26 protein-coding genes, 1 other RNA gene and 1 pseudogene are annotated in these 25635 nt (G+C 67.4%); 4 read left to right on the forward strand and 24 right to left on the reverse strand.

What is annotated here, in order from left to right:
* The 12 genes and pseudogenes from murG to rsmI all read right to left on the reverse strand — a co-directional run.
* A pseudogene (murG, locus tag EBB59_RS03300) lies at positions 1 to 1056 on the reverse strand (undecaprenyldiphospho-muramoylpentapeptide beta-N-acetylglucosaminyltransferase); the annotation flags it as partial.
* Positions 1053 to 2444, reverse strand: a complete 1392-nt coding sequence (ftsW, locus tag EBB59_RS03305; RefSeq protein WP_122100720.1) for a putative lipid II flippase FtsW — start codon at positions 2442 to 2444, stop codon at positions 1053 to 1055. The gene ftsW and the pseudogene murG, both read right to left, overlap by 4 nt.
* Positions 2444 to 3532 carry a phospho-N-acetylmuramoyl-pentapeptide-transferase gene (gene mraY, locus EBB59_RS03310; RefSeq protein WP_122100721.1) on the reverse strand — a complete coding sequence of 363 codons (1089 nt, stop codon included), beginning with the start codon at positions 3530 to 3532 and terminating at the stop codon, positions 2444 to 2446. Before mraY ends, ftsW begins: the two co-directional genes overlap by 1 nt.
* Positions 3522 to 4904 (reverse strand): UDP-N-acetylmuramoyl-tripeptide--D-alanyl-D-alanine ligase, encoded by a 1383-nt coding sequence (locus EBB59_RS03315; protein WP_122100760.1) that lies wholly within the window; start codon positions 4902 to 4904, stop codon positions 3522 to 3524. The genes mraY and EBB59_RS03315 overlap by 11 nt, the downstream gene beginning before the upstream one ends.
* A complete protein-coding gene (locus tag EBB59_RS03320; RefSeq protein ID WP_122100722.1) occupies positions 4901 to 6382 on the reverse strand; it encodes a UDP-N-acetylmuramoyl-L-alanyl-D-glutamate--2,6-diaminopimelate ligase in 1482 nt (493 codons plus the stop codon). The genes EBB59_RS03315 and EBB59_RS03320 overlap by 4 nt, the downstream gene beginning before the upstream one ends.
* Entirely contained in the window at positions 6379 to 8244 is a 1866-nt protein-coding gene (locus EBB59_RS03325) for a peptidoglycan D,D-transpeptidase FtsI family protein (RefSeq protein WP_122100723.1), read from the reverse strand. Before EBB59_RS03325 ends, EBB59_RS03320 begins: the two co-directional genes overlap by 4 nt.
* Positions 8241 to 8507 carry a cell division protein FtsL gene (gene ftsL / locus EBB59_RS03330; RefSeq protein WP_122100724.1) on the reverse strand — a complete coding sequence of 89 codons (267 nt, stop codon included), beginning with the start codon at positions 8505 to 8507 and terminating at the stop codon, positions 8241 to 8243. The genes EBB59_RS03325 and ftsL overlap by 4 nt, the downstream gene beginning before the upstream one ends.
* Positions 8504 to 9463 (reverse strand): 16S rRNA (cytosine(1402)-N(4))-methyltransferase RsmH, encoded by a 960-nt coding sequence (rsmH, locus tag EBB59_RS03335; RefSeq protein WP_122100725.1) that lies wholly within the window; start codon positions 9461 to 9463, stop codon positions 8504 to 8506. Before rsmH ends, ftsL begins: the two co-directional genes overlap by 4 nt.
* Entirely contained in the window at positions 9451 to 9897 is a 447-nt protein-coding gene (mraZ, locus tag EBB59_RS03340) for a division/cell wall cluster transcriptional repressor MraZ (protein WP_122100726.1), read from the reverse strand. Before mraZ ends, rsmH begins: the two co-directional genes overlap by 13 nt.
* Before the next feature lie 670 nt (positions 9898 to 10567).
* Positions 10568 to 11233, reverse strand: coding sequence for a hypothetical protein (locus tag EBB59_RS03345; protein WP_122100727.1), 666 nt, complete (start codon positions 11231 to 11233; stop codon positions 10568 to 10570).
* Positions 11234 to 11327: 94 nt separating this feature from the next.
* Positions 11328 to 11664, reverse strand: an RNA gene (rnpB, locus tag EBB59_RS03350) — RNase P RNA component class A.
* 533 nt (positions 11665 to 12197) lie between these two features.
* Positions 12198 to 13043, reverse strand: coding sequence for a 16S rRNA (cytidine(1402)-2'-O)-methyltransferase (rsmI, locus tag EBB59_RS03355; protein WP_245978965.1), 846 nt, complete (start codon positions 13041 to 13043; stop codon positions 12198 to 12200).
* A 58-nt stretch (positions 13044 to 13101) separates the two neighbouring features.
* Here rsmI and EBB59_RS03360 point away from each other — a divergent pair, with 58 nt between their 5' ends.
* Together EBB59_RS03360 and EBB59_RS03365 are read left to right on the forward strand one after the other, a co-directional pair.
* A complete protein-coding gene (locus tag EBB59_RS03360; RefSeq protein WP_122100729.1) occupies positions 13102 to 14436 on the forward strand; it encodes a penicillin-binding protein activator in 1335 nt (444 codons plus the stop codon).
* Positions 14426 to 14797, forward strand: coding sequence for a YraN family protein (locus EBB59_RS03365; RefSeq protein WP_342769024.1), 372 nt, complete (start codon positions 14426 to 14428; stop codon positions 14795 to 14797). Before EBB59_RS03360 ends, EBB59_RS03365 begins: the two co-directional genes overlap by 11 nt.
* A gap of 9 nt (positions 14798 to 14806) precedes the next feature.
* Here the strand turns inward: EBB59_RS03365 and thiL are convergent, their stop codons facing one another.
* The 12 genes from thiL to glyA form a co-directional block, all read right to left on the reverse strand.
* Complete coding sequence (thiL, locus tag EBB59_RS03370; protein ID WP_122100731.1) at positions 14807 to 15751, reverse strand: thiamine-phosphate kinase; 945 nt, start codon at positions 15749 to 15751, stop codon at positions 14807 to 14809.
* A 6-nt stretch (positions 15752 to 15757) separates the two neighbouring features.
* Positions 15758 to 16003, reverse strand: coding sequence for a hypothetical protein (locus tag EBB59_RS03375; protein WP_122100732.1), 246 nt, complete (start codon positions 16001 to 16003; stop codon positions 15758 to 15760).
* A gap of 76 nt (positions 16004 to 16079) precedes the next feature.
* Positions 16080 to 16547, reverse strand: a complete 468-nt coding sequence (gene nusB / locus EBB59_RS03380) for a transcription antitermination factor NusB (RefSeq protein ID WP_122100733.1) — start codon at positions 16545 to 16547, stop codon at positions 16080 to 16082.
* Positions 16544 to 17011 (reverse strand): 6,7-dimethyl-8-ribityllumazine synthase, encoded by a 468-nt coding sequence (gene ribH / locus EBB59_RS03385; protein ID WP_122100761.1) that lies wholly within the window; start codon positions 17009 to 17011, stop codon positions 16544 to 16546. The genes nusB and ribH overlap by 4 nt, the downstream gene beginning before the upstream one ends.
* 54 nt (positions 17012 to 17065) lie before the next feature.
* Positions 17066 to 18160: a 3,4-dihydroxy-2-butanone-4-phosphate synthase gene (gene ribB, locus EBB59_RS03390; protein ID WP_122100734.1), complete on the reverse strand. Its 1095-nt coding sequence runs from the start codon at positions 18158 to 18160 to the stop codon at positions 17066 to 17068.
* 49 nt (positions 18161 to 18209) lie between these two features.
* Positions 18210 to 18809 carry a riboflavin synthase gene (locus EBB59_RS03395; protein WP_122100735.1) on the reverse strand — a complete coding sequence of 200 codons (600 nt, stop codon included), beginning with the start codon at positions 18807 to 18809 and terminating at the stop codon, positions 18210 to 18212.
* Positions 18794 to 19486: a DUF4276 family protein gene (locus EBB59_RS03400; protein ID WP_122100736.1), complete on the reverse strand. Its 693-nt coding sequence runs from the start codon at positions 19484 to 19486 to the stop codon at positions 18794 to 18796. The genes EBB59_RS03395 and EBB59_RS03400 overlap by 16 nt, the downstream gene beginning before the upstream one ends.
* Positions 19483 to 20553: an AAA family ATPase gene (locus EBB59_RS03405; RefSeq protein ID WP_122100737.1), complete on the reverse strand. Its 1071-nt coding sequence runs from the start codon at positions 20551 to 20553 to the stop codon at positions 19483 to 19485. Before EBB59_RS03405 ends, EBB59_RS03400 begins: the two co-directional genes overlap by 4 nt.
* Before the next feature lie 45 nt (positions 20554 to 20598).
* Entirely contained in the window at positions 20599 to 21717 is a 1119-nt protein-coding gene (gene ribD, locus EBB59_RS03410; protein ID WP_245978967.1) for a bifunctional diaminohydroxyphosphoribosylaminopyrimidine deaminase/5-amino-6-(5-phosphoribosylamino)uracil reductase RibD, read from the reverse strand.
* Complete coding sequence (locus EBB59_RS14170; protein ID WP_245978970.1) at positions 21704 to 21859, reverse strand: hypothetical protein; 156 nt, start codon at positions 21857 to 21859, stop codon at positions 21704 to 21706. The genes ribD and EBB59_RS14170 overlap by 14 nt, the downstream gene beginning before the upstream one ends.
* Positions 21860 to 22041: 182 nt before the next feature.
* Positions 22042 to 22563, reverse strand: a complete 522-nt coding sequence (gene nrdR, locus EBB59_RS03420; protein ID WP_122100740.1) for a transcriptional regulator NrdR — start codon at positions 22561 to 22563, stop codon at positions 22042 to 22044.
* Positions 22564 to 22566: 3 nt separating this feature from the next.
* Positions 22567 to 23820, reverse strand: a complete 1254-nt coding sequence (gene glyA / locus EBB59_RS03425) for a serine hydroxymethyltransferase (protein ID WP_122100741.1) — start codon at positions 23818 to 23820, stop codon at positions 22567 to 22569.
* Between the two features lie 124 nt (positions 23821 to 23944).
* On the opposite strand from glyA, the gene EBB59_RS03430 reads away from it, so the two are divergent.
* Together EBB59_RS03430 and EBB59_RS03435 are read left to right on the forward strand one after the other, a co-directional pair.
* On the forward strand, positions 23945 to 24679 hold the full coding sequence (locus tag EBB59_RS03430; protein ID WP_147455492.1) for a hypothetical protein: 735 nt from the start codon (positions 23945 to 23947) through the stop codon (positions 24677 to 24679).
* 217 nt (positions 24680 to 24896) lie between these two features.
* On the forward strand, positions 24897 to 25469 hold the full coding sequence (locus EBB59_RS03435; protein ID WP_211327680.1) for a hypothetical protein: 573 nt from the start codon (positions 24897 to 24899) through the stop codon (positions 25467 to 25469).
* The last annotated feature ends 166 nt before the right edge of the window (positions 25470 to 25635 follow it).

The raw sequence follows: 25635 nt of genomic DNA on the forward strand, positions 1-25635 counted from the left end.
GGCCGCCTCCAATACGGCATCGGCCACGCGCTCGGCGGCATCGGGTTTCGCCAGCGCCTTCGCCGCCCGCCCCATCGCCTGAAGGCGGGCGGGATTGGCGGCCAGCGTGGCCAGCTCACGTTCGAGGTCGGCGGCCAGCGCATCGGACTGCCTCACCAGCCGCGCCGCGCCGCGCTCGGCCAGGTATTCGGCGTTGCGGGTCTGGTGATCGTCCACCGCCTGCGGGAACGGCACCAGGAGCGAGGCCACGCCGGCGGCGCAGACCTCGGCCAGGGTGAGCGCGCCGGCGCGGCAGATCAGGAGGTCGGCCGCGCGGTAGGCGGCGGCCATGTCGGCGATGAAAGCTTCGGGCCGCACATCGAGATCGGCCTCGGCATAGGCCCGGCGCGTTTCGTCGAGCATCTTCTCGCCGCACTGGTGGCGAATGCTGAATTCGGCCGGCGAAAATTTCGCCAACGCCCGCGGCAGCGCGAGATTCAGCGCGCGCGCGCCCTGGCTACCGCCGATCACCAGCAGCCGCAGCGGTCGGTCCGGCGGGGCGTCGCGCGCCGGCAGCGCGGCGATGTCGGCCCGCACCGGGTTGCCGAGCACCCGCTCGCCGGCGAAGGTGCCGGGGAAACCGGTCATCACCGTGCCGGCCAGCTTCGACAGCACCCGGTTGGTCAGGCCCGGGGCGCGGTTCTGTTCGTGCACCAACAGCGGGATGCCCGCCAGCCTGGCGGCCAGGCCGCCGGGGCCGGCGGCATAACCGCCGAAGCTCAGCACCGCGCGCGGGCGATGCTTCCTCAGTATCGCGCCGGCCGCGCGTACCGCGCCGAGCAGCTTGAATGGCAATGCCAGCAGCTTCGCCGTGCCCTTGCCGCGCGCGCCGCTGACGCCGATGGTCTCGATGGCGATGCCATGCGGAGGCACCAGCCGGGTCTCCATCCCGCCATCGCCCCCCAGCCAGACCACCGGCACGCCACGCTCGGCCAGCGCCTTCGCCACGGCCAGGCCGGGGAAGATGTGGCCGCCGGTGCCGCCGGCGAGGATCATCACGGGCGCGTCGTGCTTCATTGGCCGGACGTGCCTCCGAAGGAAGGTTCGATGCGGGCCGCGCGCAGGCCGGTGCGCGGGCGTTCGAACAACTTCGCCAACGCCATTCGCAAGTGGGCGGCATATTCGTGGCGAACGGCGCGCGCGACGCGCCCGGGCCGGTCCGTCGCGGACGGTGCGGCGGACGGCGCCACCGGCTGGACGGCCGGCGCGACGGGCATGGCCTCGCGGCGCAGCGCGACCTGGCGCTTCGCCCGCTCCAGTTCCCACGAGATGCGCAGCAGCAGGCCGAAGGCCACACAAGTGACCAGGATGCTGGAACCGCCGGACGAAACCAGCGGCAGGGTCAGACCCTTGGTCGGCAGGATGCCGAGGTTGACGCCGATCGAGACGAACGCCTGCATCGCGATCCACAGGCCGATGCCGAACGCCAGATAGCCGGAGAAGTTGCGGCGCATGTCCACGCATTGCAGGCCAAGCCAGAACATCCGCCCGACCAGCAGCACATACAACGCCACCACGAGGCACACGCCGACGAAGCCAAGCTCCTCGGCGATCACCGCCATGATGAAATCGGTGTAAGCCTCCGGCAGGTAGGATAGCTTCTGCACCGAGCCGCCAAGGCCGACGCCCCAGAACTCGCCGCGGCCGACCGCCATCAACGCGTTGGTCAACTGGTAACCGCTGCCGAACGGGTCCTTCCACGGGTCGCTGAAGGAGATCATGCGCTGCACGCGGTAAGGTTCCATGAGGATCATCCCCACCACCAGCGGCATCAGACCGAGCACCGGCAGGATCATTCGCGGCAAATGCACGCCACCCAGCACCATCATGCCGGCGGTGATCGCCAGCACCAGCGCGCTGGTGCCGAAGTCCTTGTGTACCAGCAGCAGAATGACCGAAAGCGCAAGCGCGATGCCGAAGGCTTTGAACATCGACGCCCAGGAGCCTTTCACCTCGTCCGAGAAGCGCGCCAGATAGCTCGCCAGCCAGACGATCACGATAAGCTTCACCGCCTCGGCCGGCTGGAAGCCGATCGGGCCGAAATTGATCCAGCGCCGCGCGCCCTTGACGGTGTGGCCCAGGCCCGGGATCAGCACCAGCAGCAGCAGCAGCACGCCCAGCAACGGCAGTATCCGGCCGTATTGCTCGACCCGGCGCACGTCGCCCTTCGCCATCACCAGCCCGGCCAGCGCGATGCCGGCGGCGAGATAAGCGGCATGGCGATGGAAATAATGCAGCGGCGGCAGACCACGGCTGTCGGCCACCGCCAGCGAGCTGGAAGCCACCATCACCAAACCGAACGCGGCCAGCGCCAGCATGCAGGCGAGCAGCCAAGGGTCGAAGCGGCCCTTGATCGCATCCAAGCGGGTGGCCTGGCGGGCGGCGGCGTCGAAACGTCCGTCCATCAGCGCACCTTCAACGTGGCCAAGCCAATCAGCACCAGCACCACCGCGATGATCCAGAAGCGCACGATCACCCGTGGCTCTGGCCAGCCCTTCAGCTCGAAGTGGTGGTGGATCGGCGCCATGCGGAACACCCGCTTGCCGGTGAGCTTGAAGCTCGCCACCTGGATCATCACCGAGAGCGTCTCGATGACGAACAACCCGCCCATGATCACCAGCACCAGTTCCTGGCGCACGATCACCGCCAGCGTGCCGAGCACCGCGCCCAGCGCCAACGCGCCGATATCGCCCATGAACACCATCGCCGGATAGGTGTTGAACCACAGGAAACCCAGCCCCGCGCCGGCGATCGCGGTGCAGATGATGAGCAACTCTCCCGCGCCCGGCACCGCCGGGATTTGCAGGTACCTGGAGAATTCGGCGTGGCCGGAGGCATAGGCGAACACGCCGAGCGCGCAGGCCACCATCACCGTCGGCATGATCGCCAGGCCATCCAGGCCATCGGTCAGGTTGACCGCGTTGGAGAAGCCGACGATCCAGAAATAGGCGATGGCGACGAAACCGATCCCGCCCAGCGGCAAGGCCACCGACTTGAACAGCGGCACGTAGAACGTGGTGGCCGCCGGCACGTCGGCGAACACGTAGAGATAGATGCCCGCGATCAGGCCCAGCAACGACTGCAACGCGTACTTGGTGCGCGAGCGCATGCCGTTGGGGTCGCGCTTGACGATCTTGATCCAGTCATCCCACCAGCCGATGGCGCCGAAGCCGGCCATCACCACCAGCACCACCCAGACGTACTTGTTGCGCAGGTCGCCCCACAGCAGCACCGAGGCCAGGATGGTGATCAGGATCAGCGCCCCACCCATGGTCGGCGTACCGGCCTTGGAGAAGTGCGATTGCGGGCCGTCGCTGCGGATCGGCTGGCCACCCGATTTCAGCGAGGCCAGATAGCGGATCACCGACGGGCCCCACCACAACGACAGCGCCAGCGCGGTCAGCGCCGAGAGGATGGCGCGGAAGGTCAGGTACTGGAACAGGCCGAAGTGGCCCTGCAACTGCTCCAGCCAGCGGGTGAGTTCAAGCAGCATCGGCGTTTTCCCCTGCCAGCAGCGCGGCGACCACGCGATCCATCGCGCTGCCGCGCGAGCCTTTCACCAGTACGCGAACGCCCTCGCGCAATTCGCCGCGCAGCGCGCCGGCGAGTTCGGCATGTGAATCGAAGCGGCGCGCGCCGTCGCCGAACGCCTCGGCGGCGGCTCCGGCCAGCGCGCCGATCGCGTACAGCCGGGCGATCCCGGCGGCCTTGGCCCGATGGCCGGCCTCGGCATGCAGCCCGACCTCGTCCACGCCCAGTTCGCGCATCTCGCCCAGCACCAGCCAGCCCTCGCCTTCGCCCTCGACGGATGCGAGGGTGTCGATGGCGGCGGCGAGCGAACCGGGGTTGGCGTTGTAACTGTCGTCGATCAACCGCGCGCCGCAGGCGAGACGGCGCACGGCCAGACGGCCAGGCACCGGGCGGGCGCTTTCCAGCCCGCGCCGGACATGCTCGATGTCGACCCCGACGGCCAGCGCCATCGCCGCCGCGGCCAGCGCGTTGGCGACGTTGTGGCGGCCGGGCAGATGCAGGCGGATGCCGGCATCGCCAGCGGGCGTGCGCAGGCGAAAACGCGAGCCACCGGCATCGAGCACGACCTCGGCGGCGCTCACCTCGGCACTCGCCTCCAACGCGAAACGCAGCACACGGCGACCGGCCGCGCGCGATTCGAAATAACGGCCGTAGGCATCGTCGGCATTGATCACGGCGGTGCCGCCCGCGGCCAGATCGTCGTAGACCGCCGCCTTGGTCTCGGCAATCGCCAGCAAGCTACCCATGCGCGCGAGGTGCGCCGGCGCGACGTTGTTCACCAGCGATACCTCCGGCGTCACGATCGCGGTCAGATAGGCGATGTCGCCGGGCTTGCCGGCCCCCATCTCGTAGACGTAGAAGCGGGCATCCTCCGGCGCGGCGATCACCGACAGCGGCAGGCCGATTTCATTGTTGAAGTTGCCGGGATTGGCGTAAGCGCCGCCGGCCTGACCGAGGATCGACAGCAACAAGGTCTTCACGCTGGTCTTGCCGTTGCTGCCGGTGATCGCCAGCACCTTGCCGGCGCGCGCGGCCTGCAAGGCGCGGGCGATGTCGGCCAGCGCGCGCTCGGTGTCGGCGACGACGATCTGCGCGATGCCGGCAGCCACTTCGCGCGACACCAGCGCGGCCACCGCGCCACGCTCGGCAGCGGCGGCGACGTGCGCGTGGCCATCGAAGCTGGCCCCCTCGAGCGCGACGAACAGCGGCGAGGCGAGGCCCGTCACCGGCAGCTTGCGGGTGTCGCTGGCGATGCCATCCACCACCGTCTCGCCATCGCCGAGCACGCGGCCGGCGCACAGGCTGGCAAGCCGGGCAAGCGTCATCGGCTTCATGCGCACGCCTCCAGCACCGCCTTTGCCACCGCCAGGTCGTCGAACGGATGCTTGACGCCCCGCACCTCCTGGTAAGTCTCGTGGCCCTTGCCGGCGATCAGCACGATGTCGTCCGCGCCCGCCGCGCGGATCGCCCGTTCGATGGCCTCGCGGCGGTCGCGCAGCACCGTGGCGCGCTCGGGATGGGCGAAGCCGGCGACGATCCCGGCAACGATGGCGTCGCCATCCTCGCCGCGCGGATTGTCGTCGGTGACGATCACGTGTTCGGCATTGGCCTCGGCGATCGCCGCCATTTGCGGGCGTTTGCCTCGGTCGCGCTCGCCACCGCAGCCGAACACGCAGGTCAGCCCGCCCTTCAAGTGCGCGCGCAGCGAGTGCAACGCCTGCTCCAGCGGGTCGGGCTTGTGCGAATAATCGACCACCACCAGCGGTAGGCGGCCATCGCCGCCCAGCCGGTTCATACGCCCGGCCACCGGCCGCAACGCCTCCAGCGCGGCGACGATCTCGCCGAAACCGGCCCCGCGCGCCAGCAGCACGCCGGCCACGCTCAGCAGGTTGTCGATGTTGAAGCGGCCAAGCAGCGGCGACCGTACCCGCGCCGCGCGATCGCCAATGCGCAGGTCGAAGCCGATGCCGCGCGCATCCAGCGCGACGTTGCTGGCGGCGATGTCGGCGGCGGCATCGCCGGAAGCGGAAATGCCGATGCCGCGCACGCTCGGCGGCAGTTCCGCCAGCAATCCGGCGCCGAAGGCGTCGTCGCGATTGATCACCGCCGCCCGCAATCCCGGCCAGCGGAACAGGCGCGCCTTGGCCTCGCCGTAGTGCCGCATGTCGCCGTGATAATCGAGATGGTCGCGGGTGAGGTTGGTGAACACGGCGATGTCGTATTCGACGCCCTCCACGCGGCCTTGGTCGAGCGCGTGGGAGCTGACCTCCATCGCCACCGCCCCGGCGCCGGCATCGCGCAGCTCGGCCAGCAGAGCGTGGGTGCGCAGCACCAGCGGGGTGGTGAACCCGGTGGCGACCTCTTCGCCAAACAGGCCGGCGCCCAGCGTGCCGATGGTGCCGGTGCGGATACCCGCGTGGCTCAATGCCTGCGCCAGCAACTGCACCGTCGAGGTCTTGCCGCTAGTGCCGGTCACGCCGATCAGCGTCATCGCCCGCGAGGGGTGGCCGTGGAATTGCCCGGCCAGCGCCGCCAGCCGTTCGCGCAGACCGGGCACGGCGATGGCATCGGCCGGCGCGGCGACGCCATCGGCGGGGTCGTACAGCACGGCGACGGCGCCGGCGGCGCGCGCCTGGGCGACGAAATTGAGGCCGTGGCTGGCCGGCGTTTCCTGCCGCGCCGGCAACAGCGCGGCGAAGGCATCGCCGGGACGCACTTCGCGGCTATCCATCGCCAGCCCGTGGATCTCCAGCGCGGCGGGAATCCCGGCCACCTCCGGCAGCAGTTCGGCCAGCGGCATCGCCCGGCTCATCGGTCTTCCTCCAGCGGTTCCGGCAGCGGCCGGGGCAAGGCCGGCTTGCGCGGCGCGACGTTGGCGGCGGTCGCCAACGTCGCGGCCGGCGCACCGCGCGCCGATACCGAGGCGGCATTGGGCAGCTTGGCCTGCGCGGCGATCCAGGTCTCGATGTCGTCCGGCGGCACATCCATCAATCGCAACGTTCCTTCCATCACGTTGCGGAACACCGGCGCCGATACCAGGCCACCGTAATAGCCCTTGGCGGGATCGGGGTCGTCCACCGCCACGACCATCGCGTAGCGCGGACGCTCCACCGGAACCACCCCGGCGAAATAAGCGACGTAGCGGCGCGAATAACCGCCGCCACTGGCCTTGCGCGTGGTGCCGGTCTTGCCGGCGACGTGATAGCCCAGGATCGCCGCGCGGGTGGCGGTGCCGCCCGGCTCGGTCACGGTCTGCATCATCCGCAGCACGGTGCGGGCGATCCCCGGGTCCAGCACCTGCCTGCGCTCGCCCTGCTTGTCCTTGACGAAGGTCGGCTGCACCGCGACGCCACCGTTGGCCAACGTGGCGTAGGCGTGGGCGATCTGCACCGGCGTGGCGTTGAAGCCATAGCCGTAGGACATCACCTGCTTGCGGGTGCCGTCCCAGCGACCGGGCGCGGGCAGCAGGCCGGCCGCCTCGCCGGGAAAGCCGATCCCGGTACGCTGGCCATAGCCGAACTTGTGCAGGAAGTCGTACAACTGCTGATTGTTGAGCTTGTGCGAGATCAGCGCCATGCCGACGTTCGAGCTTTTCTGGATCAGCCCGGTGGTGGTCAGCGTGCCGTAATTGCGGGTATCGGTGGTGCGGTATTTGCCGTTCGGAATCCAGCCCGGGCTGGTGTTGAAGACCGAATCGGGCTTGATGACGCCCAACTCCAGCCCCGCCGCCACGGTCAGCGGCTTGATCGTCGAGCCGGGCTCCAGCAGGTCGGTGAGCGCACGGTTGCGGTGCGCCTCCCGGTTGGCGACGCCGACGTTGTTGGGGTTGAACGAAGGCAGATTGGCCATCGCCAGCACTTCGCCGGTGTTGACATCGAGCACCACCGCCGAGCCGCTGACCGCGCCGCTGTCCTCGATCATCGTCTTCAGTTCGCGGTAGGCCAGGTACTGGATGCGGCGATCGATGGTCAGCGCCACGTCCTTGCCCGGCTCGGCCGCGCGCAACAGGTCGACGTTCTCGACGAAGCGGCCACGGTTATCGCGGATCACCCGCTTCAGGCCCGGCTTGCCGCGCAGCCAGTCGTCCAGCGCCAGCTCCACGCCCTCCTGGCCGTAGTCGTCGACGTTGGTGAACCCGAGCACGTGGGCGAAGGCTTCGCCCTGCGGATAGAACCGGCGGAACTCGCGCTGCGAATACACCCCGGGAATACCCATCGCCAGCACGCGCCGGGCCAGCGCCGGGTTCATCCGCCGCTTGACCCAGAGAAACTCCTTACCGGCCTTCTGCGAGATGCTGCGGCCCAGGGCCTCCTCGGAAATCTCCAGCGCGGCGGCGAGGCGACGGATACCCTCGGGATTGCCGGCCAGCGCCTGCGGGTTGACCCAGACCGACTCCACCGGCGTCGATATCGCCAGCGGCTCGCCGTTGCGATCGGTAATCATGCCGCGCGTGGCGGCGACCTCGACATCACGCAGGAAGCGTTCGTCGCCCTGCCGCTGGTAGAACTCGCTGTCCACCAGTTGCACGTAGGCGGCGCGCCCGACCAGCGCCACCGCGCACAACGCCAGCCCACCAGCGACGATCAGCACGCGCTTTTGCACGTCGAAACCGCCACGGCCGCCATGGGCGGCGGGTGGACGGGCGGGCGGGCGGCGGCCATTGCGCGCGCTCACGGCCGCACCACCACGATTTCGTTGGCCACCGGCGCCACCATGCCGAGCCGCTCGCGGGCGATGCGGTCGATCAAGGTGCTTTCGGCATAGGTCGCCTGCTCCAGCTGCAACTGGTTGAATTCGATCTCCAGCTCGTCACGCGCCCTCTCCAGCCGGTTCAGCTCGACGAACAACTGGCGATGGCGATGGCGCGCGGTGCTGACCGCGACCGCACTGGCCACGTCCAGCACCAGCAACAGCACCACCAGGAAGCGCAGGCTCATGCCGCGTCCTCCAGCTTCTCGGCCACTCGCAGCACCGCGCTGCGCGCGCGCGGATTGGCGCGGCTCTCCTCGGCATCGGCCTTGATCGCGCCGCCGACCAGCTTGAGCGAGGGCCGGAAGTCATCGCGCGCGGGCAAGCGGCGGTCGGCGGGCGGGGCCTTCGCCCGAGCCGCCATGAAGCGCTTGACGATGCGATCCTCCAGCGAATGAAAGCTGATGACGGCAAGCCGCCCCGCCGGCTTCAGCGCGTCGTGGGCGGCGGAGAGTCCGGCTTCCAGGTCGTCCAGCTCGCGATTGATGTGGATGCGGATGGCCTGAAAGCTGCGCGTCGCCGGATGGCTGGCATCCTTGCCGCGCGGCACCTGCGCGGCGATGAGTTCGGCCAGTTCGCGGGTGCGGGTGATCGGCTGTGCGCCACGCCGGGCGACGACCGCCCGGGCGATGCGCCGGCTCATGCGCTCCTCGCCGTAGCGCCACAGCACCTCGGCGATCTCGCGCTCGTCGGCACGGTTGATCCACCCGGCCGCGCTTTCGCCGGCGGACGCATCCATCCGCATGTCGAGCGGGCCATCCTTGTTGAAGCTGAAACCACGCCCGGCCTCGTCCAACTGCGGCGAGGACACCCCCAGGTCGAACAGCACACCATCCAGGCCATCGGCGGCGGCCCATTCGCCCAGCGCGGCGAAGCTGCCGTGGCGGATCGCCACGCGCGGATCGGCGCCGAAACGCGCCTCGGCTTCGGCGATCGCGGCGGCATCCTTGTCCATGACCAGCAGGCGGCCCGAATCGCCGAGCTGCGCCAGCACCCCGGCGGCATGACCACCGCGGCCGAACGTACCGTCGAGATAAACGCCATCGGCACGCACACGCAAACCCGCCAGCACCTGGGCGTACAACACCGGGAGATGCGCGGGTACTGGCGGAGCGGCGGCCGGAGCGGCGCTCACAGCCGCAATTCCATCATCTGCGGACTCAGGTCGTCGTCACCGACCACCTGGCGGATCTGCGCGTAATGCGCCTGCTCGCTCCACAACTCGAACTTGCCGCCCATGCCGAGCAGCACCGCCTTCTTCTCGATCCCCACCGCGCCGCGATGGCTGGCGGGGATGCCAATGCGGCCGTTGGCATCCGGCTCCACCGGCACCGCCGAGCCGACCAGCATGCGTTGCATGCGGCGATGGGCGCTGAGCGCGCTCGGCAAGGCGTTCACCTCGTCCCGCACCCGCTCCCACTCCGCGCGCGGATAGACGAACAGGCACCCGGACTCGAACGGGTTGTAGGTGATCACCAATTGATTCGCGCACGCAGCCGCCACCTGCTCGCGATGAGCGGTGGGAATGGTCAGACGACCCTTGTCGTCGATGGTGATGGCGGTCTCGCCCTGAAACATTGGGAATCGGCAAACGGCTCTGGGCTGGATGACAGGATGACACGGAATCCCACTAAATTCCCACTCATCCCACTTTTCGCCACCTTAGGTTTCACCCACACCCTTGTCAACAGCTTTTCCCGGAAATTTCACCTGACGTATCAATAACTTGCGCTCAACTTCAGAAGTTGCTCAAAGGTTTTTCCACAAGCTGTTGTTCCGTCTCACCAGGCAAGACCGGACACCTTTCATTCAGCTTGATTTATGAATGCGCGCCACCCGGACACCCCCGCCTGTTCAGGCTACCGAAGGCGCAAAAATGCGTGGAAACCGGGGGCCAGACGCCCCGGAAATCCCCTCGTCCGGCCCTTGATCGGCAGGCACCGGACCGGCCACAAGACGGAAGAAATTAAGGAACCTCCGAATCATGCGCGGGATTGGATACCAGTCGATGCCGCCGAGCTTACTGCCTGCCCGAGGGATGGGGCTTTCCGGACGAGTACGAGGCACGCCCCCAACAGGACCAAGCCTCCGGCATGCCCGCGAGATGCAACCGCTGGCTTCGGCTCAAGGCTCAGGCATCGCCCACGGCCACGATGCGGAATGGCCGGCTTCCGCCACGCGTGCGCCAAGCCGCCGCCCTCACTCGGCGGGATTCTTCTCCCCCGGCTTCCCATCGGCCATGACGTGCTCACCGCTGGCGTTCTTCCAGATCGGTGTGCGCCTGCACGAACGGCTCGCGCGGCCTGGGCGGGGCCCCGGCACCCGTTCGGCCGAGGTGCCGCTGGCCTGGTAGTTGAGTTGGTTGGCCAGGGCCGGTAAGGCGCGCAGCAAGCCGAGGGTCGAAGTCGGAGTCGGAGTCGGAGTCGGAGTCGGAGTCGGAGTCGGAGTCGGAGTCGGAGTCGGAGTCGGAGTCGGAGTCGGAGTCGGAGTCGGAGTCGGAGTCGGGGTCGGGGTCGGGGTCGGGGTCGGGGTCGGGGTCGGGGTCGGGGTCGGGATCGGGAGTCGGGTTGTCGATTTGATCGAGGCTGGCGTCGATGGGCGCCCGGCGTTGCCAACCTTGGCCGGGGGCATTCGGGTCGTAGTGCCAGACGTGGCCCTGCCCATCCGGCTGGCGATGGATGCGGCGGCGGTCTGTCCATTCGGCCAGTTGGTCGCCAGCCAGGACACCAACGACGCCGCCAGCCGCGCCGGTGAGCGGCAGCCCCGGGCCGGTCTCGACCCCGACGGCGGCCCCCACCGTCATGCCCAGGCCGGCGCCGGCAAAACCGCCGACGCTGCGCGAGCCGAAGTGGATCAGTTCGGATTCGGCAGCGGTGGCGTTGCCTTGCCCTTGCAGCCGCCGGCAGGTGCGCACGTTGGCCCGCCAGGATGATGGTCTGCGGATTTCCGTGGCGGGATTTATACACGAGAGGTTGCGGGACGCATTTCCCACCGTCGCGATACGGAAATGGCGGAGCCGGCCGGTAAGCCGGGTTCTGTCGTGGACAGTCATTCCTCTCGGCCCCGCATCGCTGCGGGGCTCCAGCAACCTACCCGGAGCCGACGCGGGTCACGCCATGACTCCCTATTTGGTCTTGCTCCCGATGGGGTTTGCCGTGCCGGCCGGTTGCCCGGCTCGCGGTGCGCTCTTACCGCACCATTTCACCCTTACCACTCGCGTGGCGGTATCTTTCTGTTGCACTTTCCGTCGGCTCGCGCCGCCCAGGCGTTACCTGGCATCGCACCCTGTGGAGCCCGGACTTTCCTCGGCACCCGCGAGGGTGACGCGACTGTCTGGCCGACTCCGCCGCGGGCATTCTCGCACGAAGCCCGCCACGTGGCTTCGTGGCTTCGTGGCTTCGTGGCTTCGTGGCTTCGTGGCTTCGTGGCTTCGTGGCTTCGTGGCTTCGTGGCTTCGTGGCTTCGTGGCTTCGTGGCTTCGTGGCTTCGTGGCTTCGTGGCTTCGTGGCTTCATGGCTTCATGGCTTCATGGCTTCATGGCTTCATGGCTTCATGGCTTCATGGCTTCATGGCTTCATGGCTTCATGGCTTCATGGCTTCATGGCTTCATGGTCTCGTGGCTTCGCGATGAAAACGCTCAATGCTCCAGGCTACCGGCGGCCACGACTTTTAACGCCACCGCCCGCATCCGCATCGGCTCCATCCGCGGGCAAGGGGGCAGTACGCGGATCGCCGTTTCCATTGGTGTCGTATTAGCGAATGGTGTCGCGCAAGTGGGGGATCGGCTTCCCGGTCTGTCGCCGTGCCACCGCCCAGCCCCCATCAGCAGAATGGCCAGCGAACCGACGCCGCACGCCATGAAAGAAAGCGGGCCGCATCTATTCGCCCGCCGCCGCCTTCCCGCCATACAGCGCCTTACGCGGTGCGCCGGTGAGTTCGGCGGCCAGCCGGGCGGCGTTCGAGGGCGGCAGATGCTCGGCCAGTTTGGCGTAGACGCGACGGCCTTCCGCCAGCTTCGCCAGCGCATCCCCCGGCGCGCCCTCGACCAGTACCACGAACTCGCCTTTCTGTTGGTTCGGGTCGCGCTCGATGCGGCCGCGCAATTCGCCCAATCCGCCATCAAGCACGGTTTCGAACAGCTTGGTCAGCTCGCGCGCGACCACGGCATGGCGTTCGGCACCGAAAGCCGTGGCGGCATCGGCCAGAAAATCCAGGATGCGGTGCGCCGATTCGTAGAAGATCAGCGTGCGCGGCTCGGCGGCCAGCCATTGCAGGCGCTCGCGGCGGGCGCCGGCCTTGGCCGGCAGAAAACCTTCGAACACGAAGCGGTCGCTGGCGAGCCCGGCCACCGAAAGCGCGGCGATCAACGCGCTGGCCCCCGGTACCGGCGAGACCCGCAAGCCCGCCTCGCGGGCGGCGCGCACCAGCCGATAGCCGGGGTCGCTGATCAGCGGCGTGCCAGCGTCGGACACCAGCGCCAGCGACTCCCCGGCCCGCAGACGCGCCACCAGCCGGGCGGCCAATTCGTCCTCGTTGTGTTCGTGCAGGGCGATAAGCGGGGTAGCGATGCCGGCCTGCTGCAACAGCGGGCGGGTGCGGCGGGTGTCCTCGGCGCAGATCGCGGCGACCGCGCGCAGGGTATCGGCGGCGCGCGGGCTGAAATCGCCCAGATTGCCGATCGGGGTGGCGACCACATGCAAGGTGCCGAAGGCTGCGGGATTCAATCGTTTCTCCACGGGATGCGCGGTTAGAATCCTAGCCGTTCCCCGCAAGGATCGAGACATGCGCGTCGCCCTCAAGCATTTCGCCCTCGCCATCAGTCTGGCCTGGCTGGCCGGTTGCGCCACCGGCCCGCAAGCCCCGGTGAAGCGGGAAGCGGCGACCTCGCCGGCCTTCACCGAGGCCCATCAGCTCGCCCAGACCGATGCGCGCGGCAACACGGCGCGGATCGAAGCGCTGCTGGCTTCTCTCGACGATGCCGCCCTTTCGCGCCACACCATCGCGCTGGCCGCCAACGATCCGCTGTATCCCATTGCCGGCCGGGCGATGCTGAATCGCGGCCTGACGCCACCGCACCCGTTCGACCACGGCTGGAAGTTCGATGACCGCGCCCCTGCCGACCGCGACGGTTATCGCCCACCTCGCAAGCTGGCCGTGCTGCTGCCGCTTTCGGGCAGCCTGGCGGCGGCGGCAAAGCCGGTGCGCGACGGTCTGCTGGCCGGCTATTACGCCGAGACCCGCGCCCGGCCACCGATCGTTTTCTACGACTCCGCGCCAGGCGCCATGGCGGCCTACCAGCGCGCGGTGGGCGAAGGCGCCGACTTCGTGATCGGCCCGCTCGACCGTAATGGCGTCGAGGCGCTGTTCACGCATGGCGCGCTGCCGGTGCCGATGCTGGGGCTGAACCGCGGCCATGCCAATCCGCCGGCCGGCAGCACCAGCTTTTCTCTGGCGCCGGAAGACGAGGGCGTGGCCGCCGCCGAATTCCTGATGTCGCGCAAAGCGCCGCGCGTCCTGGTGCTGCTGGCCGCCGGCGACGACACCATGCGCCGCACCGCCAACGCCTTCCGCGAACGCCTGAATGCACGCGGCGGCGAAGTGGTCGAGATGATCACGCTCGCCGGCGACAACGCCGGCCTACCCGGCGCGCTCGCAGGCGCCGTGGCCAAGGGCGAAATCAACGCGCTGTATTTCGCCGCGCGCGGGGAGCAGGCGCGCGCGGCGATGCCTTTCATCCAGCAGCAGCCGGCGCTGGCTGGCGCGCGCCGGATGGCTGTCTCGCAGATCGCCAACGGCGCCGGCGATGCCGAACAGGCCGCGCTGCTGGACGGCATCGTCTTCCCCAGCGAGGCCCTGCGCAGCGGCCATCTGCCCGGCCTGCCGGTCAACCCCGGCGCGCTGACACCCACCGCGCGCGGGGCGGCGGGGCGCCTGTTCGCCTTCGGCTACGACGCCTGGCTGATCACCGCCTATCTGGAGCGCCTCGCCAACCCGCGCGAAGGCGGCCTCGCCGGCGCCACCGGCACGCTGCGACTCGATGGCTTCGGCAACGTGCTGCGTACCCCCGGCTGGTCGGAATTACGCGGTGGCGTGGCGATGCCGTACGGTGTCCGCTGACCACCGCCACAGCGGACACGCGGCCGAGGCCGCCGCCGAACGATATCTGCGCGCGCGCGGTCTGCGGTTTCTGGCGCGCAACAAGCGCTACTGCGATGGCGAACTGGATCTGGTGATGCGCGACGACGCAACCCTGGTCTTCATCGAAGTGCGCTTCCGCGCCGATGACGGCTTCGGCGGCGCGGCGGCCTCGATCACCCCAACCAAGCGCCGGCGGCTGGTGCGTGCCGCCAGCCGCTTTCTTGCCGCCCATCCGCAGTGGGCCGCCCTGCCCGCGCGTTTCGATGTGGTCGCGGCCTCCGGCGACATCGCGGCGCCGGCATTGGAATGGCTGCGCGACGCCTTCCGCGCCGACGATTGAACGCGGCACTCAGCCGGAAAAATGCGCGTAGCCGGTACGCGCCGGCACCCAAGGTTCCCCACCTGCGAAAGCGCGCACACCGGCACCCGCCCCCACCCGGCCGATGCGGCTCACGCGCACGCCCATGCGCGCGGCCAGCGCCTCGACCCGCCCGCGCGCCTCCGGCGGCGCGCTGAAGCATAGCTCGTAGTCATCGCCCCCGGTGGCCTGCCAGTGGCGGCGAGTGTCGACGTCGAACGCTGCAAGCGCACTGGAAGCCGGCAGCGCACCGGTCTCGACCTCGATGCGCACGCCGCTTGCCGCCGCGACATGGCCGAGATCGGCCAGCACGCCATCGGAAACATCGATGCCGGCATGGGCGATGCCCGCCAGCGCATGGCCCAGCGCGATTCGCGGTACCGGCCGGTCGAGCCGCTCGCGCAACGCCGGTGGAACGTCCCGGCCCGCGCGCCAGAGCGACAAGGCCGCCGCCGCATCGCCGAGCGTGCCACTGACCCAGACTTCATCGCCCACCCGCGCGGCATCGCGGCGCATGGCGCGGCCCGGCGCGACGAATCCCACCACATTGACGCAGACCGACAGCGGCCCACGGGTGGTATCACCGCCGATCAGCGCGACGCCGTGGCGCGCGGCCAGTTCGCCGAATCCATCGAGGAAGGCATCGAGCCAGGCCACGTCGCTCTCCGGCAGCGACAGCGACAGGCTGGCCCAGGCCGGCTCCGCGCCCATCGCGGCCAGATCGGAGAGATTGACCGCCAGCGCCTTCCAGCCGATGTCGAAGGCGGCGGTTTCCGGTGGGAAATGCACGCCGACGTTGAGCGTGTCGGTGGCGATGGCGAGCTGTATGCCGGGCGGCGGCGCGACGAGCGCGGCGTCGTCGCCGATGCCGAGCGGCACGTCGCCGCGCCGGGCGGCGCGTACTCGTATCCGCTCGATCAAATCGAATTCGGCCATGCGCGGTCAGCGCGCGCTTTCGAGCTTCGCCTTGATCTCGGCGAGTTTGCCGCGCACCGCCGGACTCAGCTCGTCCGGCCGGCCCCGGGCGATGAGGTTTTCCAGCACGCGAATCTCGTTGGCATCGATGAGACCGTCACGCTCGGCGATATCGATCAACGCCTGCCATTCGTGTTCGTCGATGCCGCCGCCGTTGAGGAAACATTCGACGGCATGCAGCGACAGGTCGACATAGTCGCGGCTTTCCTTCATGGCTTTCCAGTTCCACCCAATGCGAGAGCGGCGAGCATACGATGAACTCTGGCGCCGCGCTCGCGCCACCGGTGGGCTATTTCGCCCTGCCCGCCCGCACTTCCACCTCGCGCCAGTCGGCGGCCAGTTTGTCCAGCACGCCGTTGACGTAGGTGTGGCCGTGCTCGGCGCCGAACCGCTTGACGGTCTCGATCGCCTCGTTGATGACCACGCGGTACGGCACGTCGAGGCGATGCTTGAATTCATAAGCGGCGATCCGCAGCACCGCGCGCTCGACCGGATCGACTTCCTCCACCGTGCGGTCGAGGTGCGGGACGAGACCGGCGTCGAGTTCGGCGGTGTGCGTCATCACCCCGCGCACCAGGTCCTCGAAGTATTCGAGATCGGCGATCTCGTGCGCCTGTTCGTGGGCGAACTGGGCGATCACCTGCTGCGACGTGCCACCGGACAGCTGCCAGGCGTAGAGCGCCTGCATCGCGCGGCGGCGGGCGCGGGTGCGGTGCACCGGGTCGACGCCATGCGGGCGGGCGGGCCGCGGCCTCATGCCAGGCGCTCCAGCAGGTCGGACATCTCGATCACCACCATCGCCGCTTCCTCGCCCTTGTTGCCGTGGCTGCCGCCGGCGCGCGCCTCGGCATCCTCGATGCGGTCCACCGCCAGCACGCCATTGGCGACCGGTAGGCCGAACTCCATCGCCACGTCCATCAAGCCTTCCGAGCAGCCATCGGCGACGTGCTCGAAATGGCGGGTATCACCACGCACCACGCAACCGAGCGCGACGATGCCGGCATGGCCTCCGCGCGCGGCCAGGCGCGCGGCCAGCAATGGCAACTCCCAAGCGCCGGGAACGCGGAAGACATCGACCAAGGCTTCATCCACGCCGTGATCCTTCATCGCCTTGCGCGCGCCTTCGATCAGCGCCTCGGTGATGCGGGCATTCCAACGGCTGGCGATGACCGCATAGCGGGCGCCCTCAGGGGCGCGCAGGTCGCCTTCGAAACTAGGCATGAACATGACTCGTGAAGCGGGCCGGCCATTGTAGCGCCGCGCCCGGGACGGGATTCAGGCGGCGGGTGCGACGTACTCGACCACTTCCAGCCCGAAGCCGCCCAGGCCGACCTGCTTGCGCGGGGTGCCGAGCACGCGCAACTTGCCGTAGCCCAGGTCGGCGAGGATCTGGCTGCCGGCGCCGTTGCGGCGCCACTCGGCGGCATGCGGCGCCGGCACGGCCGGCTCGTTGCGCAGGCGGGCCAGCAGGGCGTCGGGCGATGCGGCATCCGACAGCAGCAGCAGCAGCCCCTGCCCGGCCTCGGCGATCGCCGCCAGCACCTCGCCGGTCAGCGGGCCGAAATCCTCGCGCCGCCAATGCAGCGCATCCGACAGCGCGTTCTGCATCTGCACCCGCACCAGGGTCGGCGCCGCCGCATCGGCCTCGCCGCGTTGCAAGGCGAAATGCAGGCCGTGGCTCAGCCGGTCGCGGTAGGTATGCAGGCGGAACGGGCCGTGGTCGGTATCGATCATGCGGCTATCGACCTGCTCGATGGTGTGCTCGTTCTCCAGCCGGTGGCGGATCAGCGCTTCGATCGAGCCGATCTTGAGGCCGTGCTCGCGCGCGAACACCTCCAGTTGCGGGCGGCGCGCCATCGAGCCATCGGCATTGAGGATTTCCACCAGCACGCCGGCCGGCTCCAACCCGGCCAGCAGCGCCAGGTCGGCGGCGGCCTCGGTGTGGCCGGCCCGGCTCAGTACGCCGCCGGGCTGCGCCATCAGCGGGAATATGTGGCCGGGCTGCGCGAGGTCTTCCGCGCTGGCGTCGGGACGCACCGCGGTACGGATGGTGTGCGCCCGGTCGTAAGCGCTGATGCCGGTGGTGACACCCTCGGCGGCCTCGATCGAGACGGTGAAATTGGTGTGGTGCGGCGAGGTGTTGTCGCGCACCATCGGCGGCAGGCCGAGCTGGCGGCAGCGCTCGCGGGTCAGCGAGAGGCAGACCAGGCCGCGCGCATGCGTCACCATGAAGTTGATGTCGGAGGGCTTGACCAGTTCGGCGGCCATGATGAGGTCGCCCTCGTTCTCGCGGTCTTCGTCATCGACGATCACCACCATGCGACCGGCGCGGATTTCGTCGAGGAGTTCGGGGATGCTGGCGAAGGACATGGCGGGCGTTGTTCCGAAAGAAATGGGGAAACGAAGGACGAAGTACCACTCAGCCGGCGCGGCTGTCGAGCAGGCGCTCGGCATAGCGCGCCATGAGGTCGATTTCGAGGTTGACCGCGTCGCCGACCCTAGTTTCGGCGAAAGCGGTGTGCGAAACGGTATGTGGGATCAAGGCGACTTCGAAGAAGTCCTCGCCCGCTTCGTTGACGGTCAGACTGACGCCATCGACCGAGATGGAGCCTTTCTTCGCCACGTATCTCGCCAGCGCGGCCGGCAACGAGAAACGCCAGCGCTGGGCGCGCGCGTCCTCCCACACCGCCAATACGCGGCCGACGCCATCGACATGGCCGCTGACCAGATGCCCGCCGAGGCGGTCGGTGGGCAGCAACGCGCGCTCCAGGTTCAGCGCGGCGCCCGGGCGCAGTTGACCGAGCGTGGTGAGCGCGAGGGTTTCGGTCGAGGCATCGGCGGCGAACGAAGCGGCATCGAAGGCCACCACGGTCAGGCAAACGCCATTCACCGCGATGCTTTCGCCCAGCCGTGCCGCGTCGAAGGGCAGGCTGCCGGTGGCGACATGCAGGCGGACGTCATCGCCGAAGGCATCGGTCTTGTCGAGGCGGCCAACGCCCTGGATCAGGCCGGTGAACATAGGGGCATCTCCTCTCCAGCCCCTCCCAGGGCCTCCAGTCTTTCGAGCCAAGCGGCAAAATGCGGGCACTGCGCTCTCACTACTTGCAAACCGGTCTTTTCAAGCACAAGCGGGCCATCCAGCGTTTCACGATAACTACCTGCCAGCACGCGCAAACGCGCCTTGGGGTGGGTCTCCGGGCCATGATTGATGCGTTCCGCGCCACCACATTCGAGCAGCAACTCATTCACTTGCACGGAGATTTCCGGGTTTCCGAAATGCTCGGCCAGGACATCGGGAGATGAAAACATCCAGGCTTCGAATTCGTGCAACGCCAGGAAGGGAATGAACCGGGCATGTTTGAAGCTACCCGCCCAGGCATGCTGGAGACGCTGAACACGCATATGAATATCGGGGCAATCAGAAAATTCGTGCCCTGGGCAATCCGCCGGCAGAGCGTGGAAATCAAGCAAGGTGGTCACCCAGGCGTTGCCATCGCCGAGCAGAGGAAGCAGGCTCTCGCGTATCTGCCGCCAGCTCGTGGCACCGCCACGAAAGCCGCCCTCTTGTGGCTCGCAGCGTGTCCACAGCAAAACGGGACGGACATAAACGTCAAACCGTTCGAGATGCGGTGCGAGCAGCCGCTTGACGAACGCTTCCTCCGACTGCCCTTCCACCAACACAAGCAGGCGCGTCATGGCCGCCCCCCCAGCACGTTCTTTTCCCAGAGTTCACCCAGACTGAACGTCTTCTGCCATTCGGCGAGGCGTTCTGCGTCGCAACGCTCGAACCACGTGCTGCCTTCACGCTGCTCGGCAACGATTACCTGTTCGGGCCTGAACTGGTCAAGCAAAGTGACCGATTGCGTGGCAAGGACGACCTGCGCCCGGGTCGAGGCATCTTCCAGCATGTCGGCCAGTACACGGATGGCGAAAGGGTGAAGGCCCAGTTCCGGTTCGTCCAGCAACACCAGCGCCGGCGGGTTGGGCTGCAATAAAAGGGTGGCAAGGCAGATGAAGCGCAACGTGCCATCCGACAGTGCATAGGCATCGAAATAGGCATCGGAGCCGCGCTGACGCCATTCCAGCTTGATCTTGCGCTCGTTGAGCTTCAACGGTTCCAACACGAAACGGTCGAAGAACGGCGCCACTATCCGGATACTTTCCTCGATCCGCCGGAAATGCAGTGGATGGGCCTCCTGCAGCCAGTAGAGATAAGCCGGCAGATTGGCCGCATCACGGGCCAGGACGCGGTTGTCCGACACATCCGCGGCCTGTTTCGCCGGCGAAGAATCCGAAGTGTCGTGAAAGTGATAGACCGCAAGCCCCCGCACCTGAGGGAATACGTGCTTGGGGATCTTGTTCTTGTACGACTCGGCGGCTTCTTCCAGCTTACTTTCGCGATGCCCTTTGGCGATCGGCTTTTCGTATTCCCAGAAGCCGCTGTACTTCACCCGCTCTTCTTCGAACACCAGCGTGTCCTGTTCGGTACGCAGAGTGAAGCCATAAGCATTCTGGTCGAAGGAAAAATCGATCGACAACGAAGGAGTGACCTTGCGGCCATGATGAAGCAGGCGATCGGGATCGCTTGCCACATAGCTTTGCAAGTTGCGCGAAAGCACCCGTTCGAGCAGCTTGAATACCGAAATCAAATTCGACTTGCCCGAGCCATTGGCGCCTATCACCACGTTGAGATCGGTGAAATCCAACTTCGCCGAGGCGATGGATTTGAAACCGGATATCTTGACTCTTCTCAGTGTACGCATCGCTGTGAGTCCACGGGCCGTTCCCGCAACCGCGGGCAGGCCATCCTACACGTCGCCACCGGCGTTCCCGGCACCCGGCGCCATCAGCAGGCGCAGATCGGGGCCGATCTGGCGCAGATCGAGCAACTTGAGCCGCTGCCCGTCCGACATGCGATCGATACCGAGGCCGCCGAACATCGGCCGGGCCTGCTCGCCCAGCAGCACCGGCGCGAGATAGAGCAGCACTTCGTCCACCAGCCCGGCGCGCAGGAAGGCGCCAGCCAGCGTCGCGCCGGCCTCGACCTGCACTTCGTTGATCTCGCGGCGGGCGAGTTCGGCCAGCACCGCGGCCAGGTCAAGCTGGCCACCGGCCAGCGCCACGGGATGCCGAAGCAGATCGATGCCGCGCGGCGGTTTGGCATCGGGGGCATGGAAATAGAGTGTCGCCCCATCGCCCCGACGGACGTTGCCGCGAGCGACCGTGGCGAGCCCGGCGTCCAGCACCACCCGTAGCGGCGGGACGAAATCCGCGCCATCGGACAGGCGCACGGTGAGATGCGGGTCGTCGGCCAGCACGGTGCCGGCGCCGGTCAGGAGCGCGCCGCAACGCGCCCGCCAGTGGTGGACATCCTCACGCGCCTCGGGGCTGGTGATCCATTGCGATTCGCCGCTGGCCAGCGCGGTATGGCCATCCAGGCTGACGCCCAGCTTGATCCGCAGCCACGGCCGGCCACGTTCGATACGCGAGAAGAAGGCGCGGTTGAGTTCACGCGCCTGCGCCGCCATCAGCCCGGATGCCACCTCGATACCGGCGCCACGAAGTTTGTCGAAGCCGGCGCCATCCACCTTCGGAAACGGGTCGCGCATCGCCGCGATCACTTTGCTCACCCCCGCCTCGATCAACGCGTCGGCGCACGGCCCGGTACGGCCGACGTGCGCGCAAGGCTCCAGCGTCACGTAAGCGGTGGCGCCGCGCGCGTCTTCGCCGGCCGCGTCGAGCGCGTGGATTTCCGCATGCGCGCCGCCGGCGTGCCGGTGCCAGCCCTCGCCGACCACCGCGCCGGCCTTCACCAGCACGCAGCCGACCATCGGATTGGGCTTGGTGGTGAAACGGCCACGCTCGGCCAGACGCAGCGCGCGCGCCATCGTTTCGTGGTCGAAGGCGGTGAATTCAGTCGTGGGCATACGGGGCATGCGAACCGTGGAGGCCGCCATCCAGCGGCTTCGGGCGACCGTCCTCGTCGAGGTTGAAATTCACCGCCATGGAGGCGCCACCGGCCTCCGACATCCATTCGCCGGAACGACGTCGCCGGGCGGCGGCTTCCATCTTCGCTCCCCCTATCGGCAGCCGACAGCCAGGCGCTCCATCGGGCCCAGGCTGAAACCCGGCGACGGTTTCCATCTCGCCGGGCCACCGGCGATGGCCGCCGATATCGGTGGCGGGCGGCGCGCCACACAACGGCAACGCCCATGAGGCCCGCAACCTGTCGGATGCGGGCGCGAAGGCGTTCATCGTTTCTTCTCCTTCTGTGGCCGCGCCGGTTTGCCTTCGAGCAAGGGCAGTTGGCTATCACCGGGCATCTCATGTTGCAGGCGATCGAGTTCCTCGCGGAAATCCTCGACGTCCTCGAAGGCGCGGTAGACCGAGGCGAAACGCACGAAAGCCACCTGATCGAGCTTGCGCAGCTCCTGCATCACGAATTCGCCGACCCGGCGCGAGGCCAGTTCCCGCTCGGCGGCCATGCGCAAGTCGTGCACCACCGCGCGCACCGCCGCCTCGATCTGCTCCTCCGAAACCGGGCGCTTGTGCAGGGCGCGGTCGAAGCTCTGGCGCAGCTTGCGGGCGTCGAACTGCTCGCGGCGGCCGTCGGACTTGATGATCGCCGGCAGCTTCAGCTCGATGGTCTCCAACGTGGAGAACCGCTCGCCGCAAGCCTCGCACTCGCGGCGGCGGCGGATCGTCGCGCCGTCATCACTGACGCGCGAATCGATCACGCGGGTATCGGGGTGCTGGCAGAAGGGGCAGTGCAAGGTTTATCCGTACACCGGGAACCGGGCGCACTGCCGCTCGACGCTCTCGCGCACGCCTCGGATGACGTTCTCGTCGCCGGGATTGTCCAGCACGTCGCATATCCAATGCGCCAGCGCCACGCAATCCGGCTCCTTGTAGCCGCGTGTGGTGATCGCCGGCGTGCCCAGGCGCAGGCCCGAGGTAACGAAAGGCTTACGCGGGTCGTTCGGCACCGAGTTCTTGTTGACGGTGATGTGCGCCTTGCCCAGCGCTTCCTCGGCCGCCTTGCCGCTGACTTCCTTGCCGATCATGTCCACCAGCATCAGGTGGTTCTCGGTGCCGCCGGAGACGATCTTGTAGCCACGGGCGATGATCACCTCGGCCATCGCCTTGGCGTTTTTTACCACTTGCCGCTGGTATTCGCCGAACGCGGGATCGAGCGCCTCCTTGAACGCCACCGCCTTGGCCGCGATGACATGCATCAGCGGCCCGCCCTGGATACCCGGGAAAACGATGGATTGCAGCTTCTTGACGAGTTCTTCGCTGGCGTTCCTGGCCACGATGATGCCGCCGCGCGGGCCGCGCAAGGTCTTGTGGGTGGTGGAAGTGACCACGTGGGCATGCGGCAGCGGGCTGGGATACACGCCCGCCGCGACCAGGCCGGCGACGTGCGCCATGTCCACGAAGAAGATCGCGCCCACCTTGTCGGCGATGGCGCGCATCCGCGCCCAGTCCACCACTTGCGAATAGGCGCTGAAACCGCCGACCAGCATCTTCGGCCTGTGCTCCAGGGCGAGACGCTCGAGCGCGTCGTAATCGATCAGGCCATCGCCGTTCACACCGTACTGCACGGCGTTGAACAGCTTCCCGCTGGCATTGACCTTGGCGCCGTGAGTGAGATGCCCGCCGTGGGCCAGCGACATGCCGAGAATGGTGTCGCCCGGCTCCAGCAGGGCCAGATACACCGCCTGGTTGGCCTGCGAACCGGAGTGCGGCTGCACGTTGGCGTAGTCGCAATCGTAAAGCTGCTTGAGCCGCTCGATCGCCAGCCGCTCGGCGACATCCACGAACTCGCAGCCGCCGTAGTAGCGCTTGCCCGGATAGCCTTCGGCGTACTTGTTGGTCAGTTGGCTGCCCTGCGCCTCCATCACCGCCGGGCTGCAATAGTTCTCCGAGGCGATCAGCTCGACGTGGTCTTCCTGGCGACGCACTTCACCGGCGATGGCGTCAGCCAGTTCGGGGTCGAAATCTTCGATACGGATGCTGCGGGAGAACATCGCCACTCCGGGAGTATGGGGTAATGGGCAAGTTTAGCGCCCAATTCCATGCGCTGCCCAGACGGTTTTCCAGTAGCCTTCATCCATCGACAGGCGCTTTCCAGCCATGGGGGAGGGCATCTTGATGAAGAAAACCGCCTCGCGTTTCATGCTTGCCGCCTCGGTACTTTCGCACCTCACTGCCAAAGCGTCGGATCCCCCCAACCGACCGATCTACAACGCGATGGAAATCAGCATGCAGAGTTGTTCGGTCGACGCACGAAGCATCTTCACCATGCACGCCCACCCACAACGGGAGGCCATCTGGTCGAATGGAATGCTTCCGGTCGGGGAAACGGGCTATCTCGTCGATTTCAACACCATGGCCGATTACCGCGACTGGACCGCGATGACGCGCCTCCATTCGACCGATCGCGGCGTGGACGATAGTTACGTGCTGCTGACCCGTGACGGCATGCCACCGTTCACCGCCGCTTACGTAGTCACACGGCTACCGGAAAGCATGCACGGCAATCCGGTCGCCGTGCTTTCGGCCGTCATCGACATGCAGAAAACCAATGCCAATGGACATGCCATATCCTTCATCCGCACATCCACACCGCTGGGTGAAGGCTTGGAAATGATCACCGGCGGTCGGCTTGGCTCCCTCTGCTTCCCTACGTCGCATTTCGTCTACGCGACCACCCCCGGGCAGGCCGCAGTGGAAATCAGCCGATTCGTGGTTCGTGACGACGACCTGATCGAATACGCACTCTCCCTCCCTGTTACTCCCGAAACCAATCAGTCGGACATGATCATTCCGGGACAACGGGCCATGGACCGATTCCAACAGGGCTTATGGATAAAACCCCGCTCATGAACCACCCACGCCCTTACATCGGTTCTCCTATCCCCCTACCGAACAACCGCCCCGGATACGAACGCCATTGCGCGTAGCGGCAACCTATTCGCCGCCCATTGCAATACCGGCTTGCAGGCGGCGGCGCCTGATGCTAGAAACGGCCCAGGATGACAAGGAGACCGGCATGTCAATCCTTTCTTTCCCTCGCGCCTTGCACTTCGCCACGGGCGTCCTGTTGATCGCCAGCACCGGATGCACTTCCGCCATGAATCACACCCAGCCCGATCCCGATGCCGCCCCAGACGCCACGACGGAAAGCAGCCCCAAGGCCACCTTGTGGGAATGGCCGTTGAAGTTCACCGCGCATAATTTCGGCGCTTATTGTTTCAATACTCAAAGCTGCACCATTCTGTACAAAGGCTTTCCGCATGGCTCGGATACGCCCAGTCCATCCGTTGAATCCTACGGGCGTCCGCTCGAAAAATTGTTGTCCGCCGGGTACTTGGCCATCCGCAACTTCCCGCCTCCGGCCATCGTCACCTGGCGCTCCCGGGACGGCGCCCCGCATCGCGCGGAAGTGGACATGGCCGAGATCTTCAAGGATGGCCTGATCCGACACCACCTGCGGCGTGAGGAAATCGCCAACACAACTAATATGTTCGTGCCCGACATCATCCTGGAAGTCAATGACCGCACCATCAACGTTTACATGCGGGCGCATATCAGCACTATCAAAGAGCAGAAACCCGGTAATCCACACAGCAACTTCCGCAATGACCTGATCAAGGTCTACAGTCAAACTTACTGAGGGGGAATACAGCATGGGCAAGGGCGAAGACCGCGTACGACACGATCCGGTGACGCAGGAAGACCTGGAGCGCTATGCCGAGGCCGAATGGCAACTTACCCAGATGCAGGCCCCGCTCCTGCTGCGTAGCGACCACCCCCACGAACGTCTCTACATCGCCGCGCTC

It is taken from the genome of Solilutibacter pythonis, assembly GCF_003697345.1.
Lineage (GTDB): Bacteria > Pseudomonadota > Gammaproteobacteria > Xanthomonadales > Xanthomonadaceae > Solilutibacter > Solilutibacter pythonis.

Excerpts from the sequence above, each read along its gene's own strand:
- ribB (WP_122100734.1), bottom strand. The coding sequence starts at position 18,160 with ATGTCCTTCGCCAGCATCCCCGAACTCCTCGACGAAATCCGCGCCGGT.
- EBB59_RS03430 (WP_147455492.1), top strand. The coding sequence starts at position 23,945 with ATGAAGAAAACCGCCTCGCGTTTCATGCTTGCCGCCTCGGTACTTTCG.
- mraY (WP_122100721.1), bottom strand. The coding sequence starts at position 3,532 with ATGCTGCTTGAACTCACCCGCTGGCTGGAGCAGTTGCAGGGCCACTTC.
- thiL (WP_122100731.1), bottom strand. The coding sequence starts at position 15,751 with ATGGCCGAATTCGATTTGATCGAGCGGATACGAGTACGCGCCGCCCGG.
- mraZ (WP_122100726.1), bottom strand. The coding sequence starts at position 9,897 with ATGTTTCAGGGCGAGACCGCCATCACCATCGACGACAAGGGTCGTCTG.
- EBB59_RS03360 (WP_122100729.1), top strand. The coding sequence starts at position 13,102 with ATGCGCGTCGCCCTCAAGCATTTCGCCCTCGCCATCAGTCTGGCCTGG.
- glyA (WP_122100741.1), bottom strand. The coding sequence starts at position 23,820 with ATGTTCTCCCGCAGCATCCGTATCGAAGATTTCGACCCCGAACTGGCT.
- EBB59_RS03405 (WP_122100737.1), bottom strand. The coding sequence starts at position 20,553 with ATGCGTACACTGAGAAGAGTCAAGATATCCGGTTTCAAATCCATCGCC.
- nusB (WP_122100733.1), bottom strand. The coding sequence starts at position 16,547 with ATGAGGCCGCGGCCCGCCCGCCCGCATGGCGTCGACCCGGTGCACCGC.
- EBB59_RS03320 (WP_122100722.1), bottom strand. The coding sequence starts at position 6,382 with ATGAGCCGGGCGATGCCGCTGGCCGAACTGCTGCCGGAGGTGGCCGGG.
- EBB59_RS03375 (WP_122100732.1), bottom strand. The coding sequence starts at position 16,003 with ATGAAGGAAAGCCGCGACTATGTCGACCTGTCGCTGCATGCCGTCGAA.
- ribD (WP_245978967.1), bottom strand. The coding sequence starts at position 21,717 with ATGCCCACGACTGAATTCACCGCCTTCGACCACGAAACGATGGCGCGC.
- EBB59_RS03315 (WP_122100760.1), bottom strand. The coding sequence starts at position 4,904 with ATGAAGCCGATGACGCTTGCCCGGCTTGCCAGCCTGTGCGCCGGCCGC.
- EBB59_RS03400 (WP_122100736.1), bottom strand. The coding sequence starts at position 19,486 with ATGACGCGCCTGCTTGTGTTGGTGGAAGGGCAGTCGGAGGAAGCGTTC.
- ftsW (WP_122100720.1), bottom strand. The coding sequence starts at position 2,444 with ATGGACGGACGTTTCGACGCCGCCGCCCGCCAGGCCACCCGCTTGGAT.
- ribH (WP_122100761.1), bottom strand. The coding sequence starts at position 17,011 with ATGCCTAGTTTCGAAGGCGACCTGCGCGCCCCTGAGGGCGCCCGCTAT.
- EBB59_RS03395 (WP_122100735.1), bottom strand. The coding sequence starts at position 18,809 with ATGTTCACCGGCCTGATCCAGGGCGTTGGCCGCCTCGACAAGACCGAT.
- EBB59_RS14170 (WP_245978970.1), bottom strand. The coding sequence starts at position 21,859 with ATGGAAGCCGCCGCCCGGCGACGTCGTTCCGGCGAATGGATGTCGGAG.
- ftsL (WP_122100724.1), bottom strand. The coding sequence starts at position 8,507 with ATGAGCCTGCGCTTCCTGGTGGTGCTGTTGCTGGTGCTGGACGTGGCC.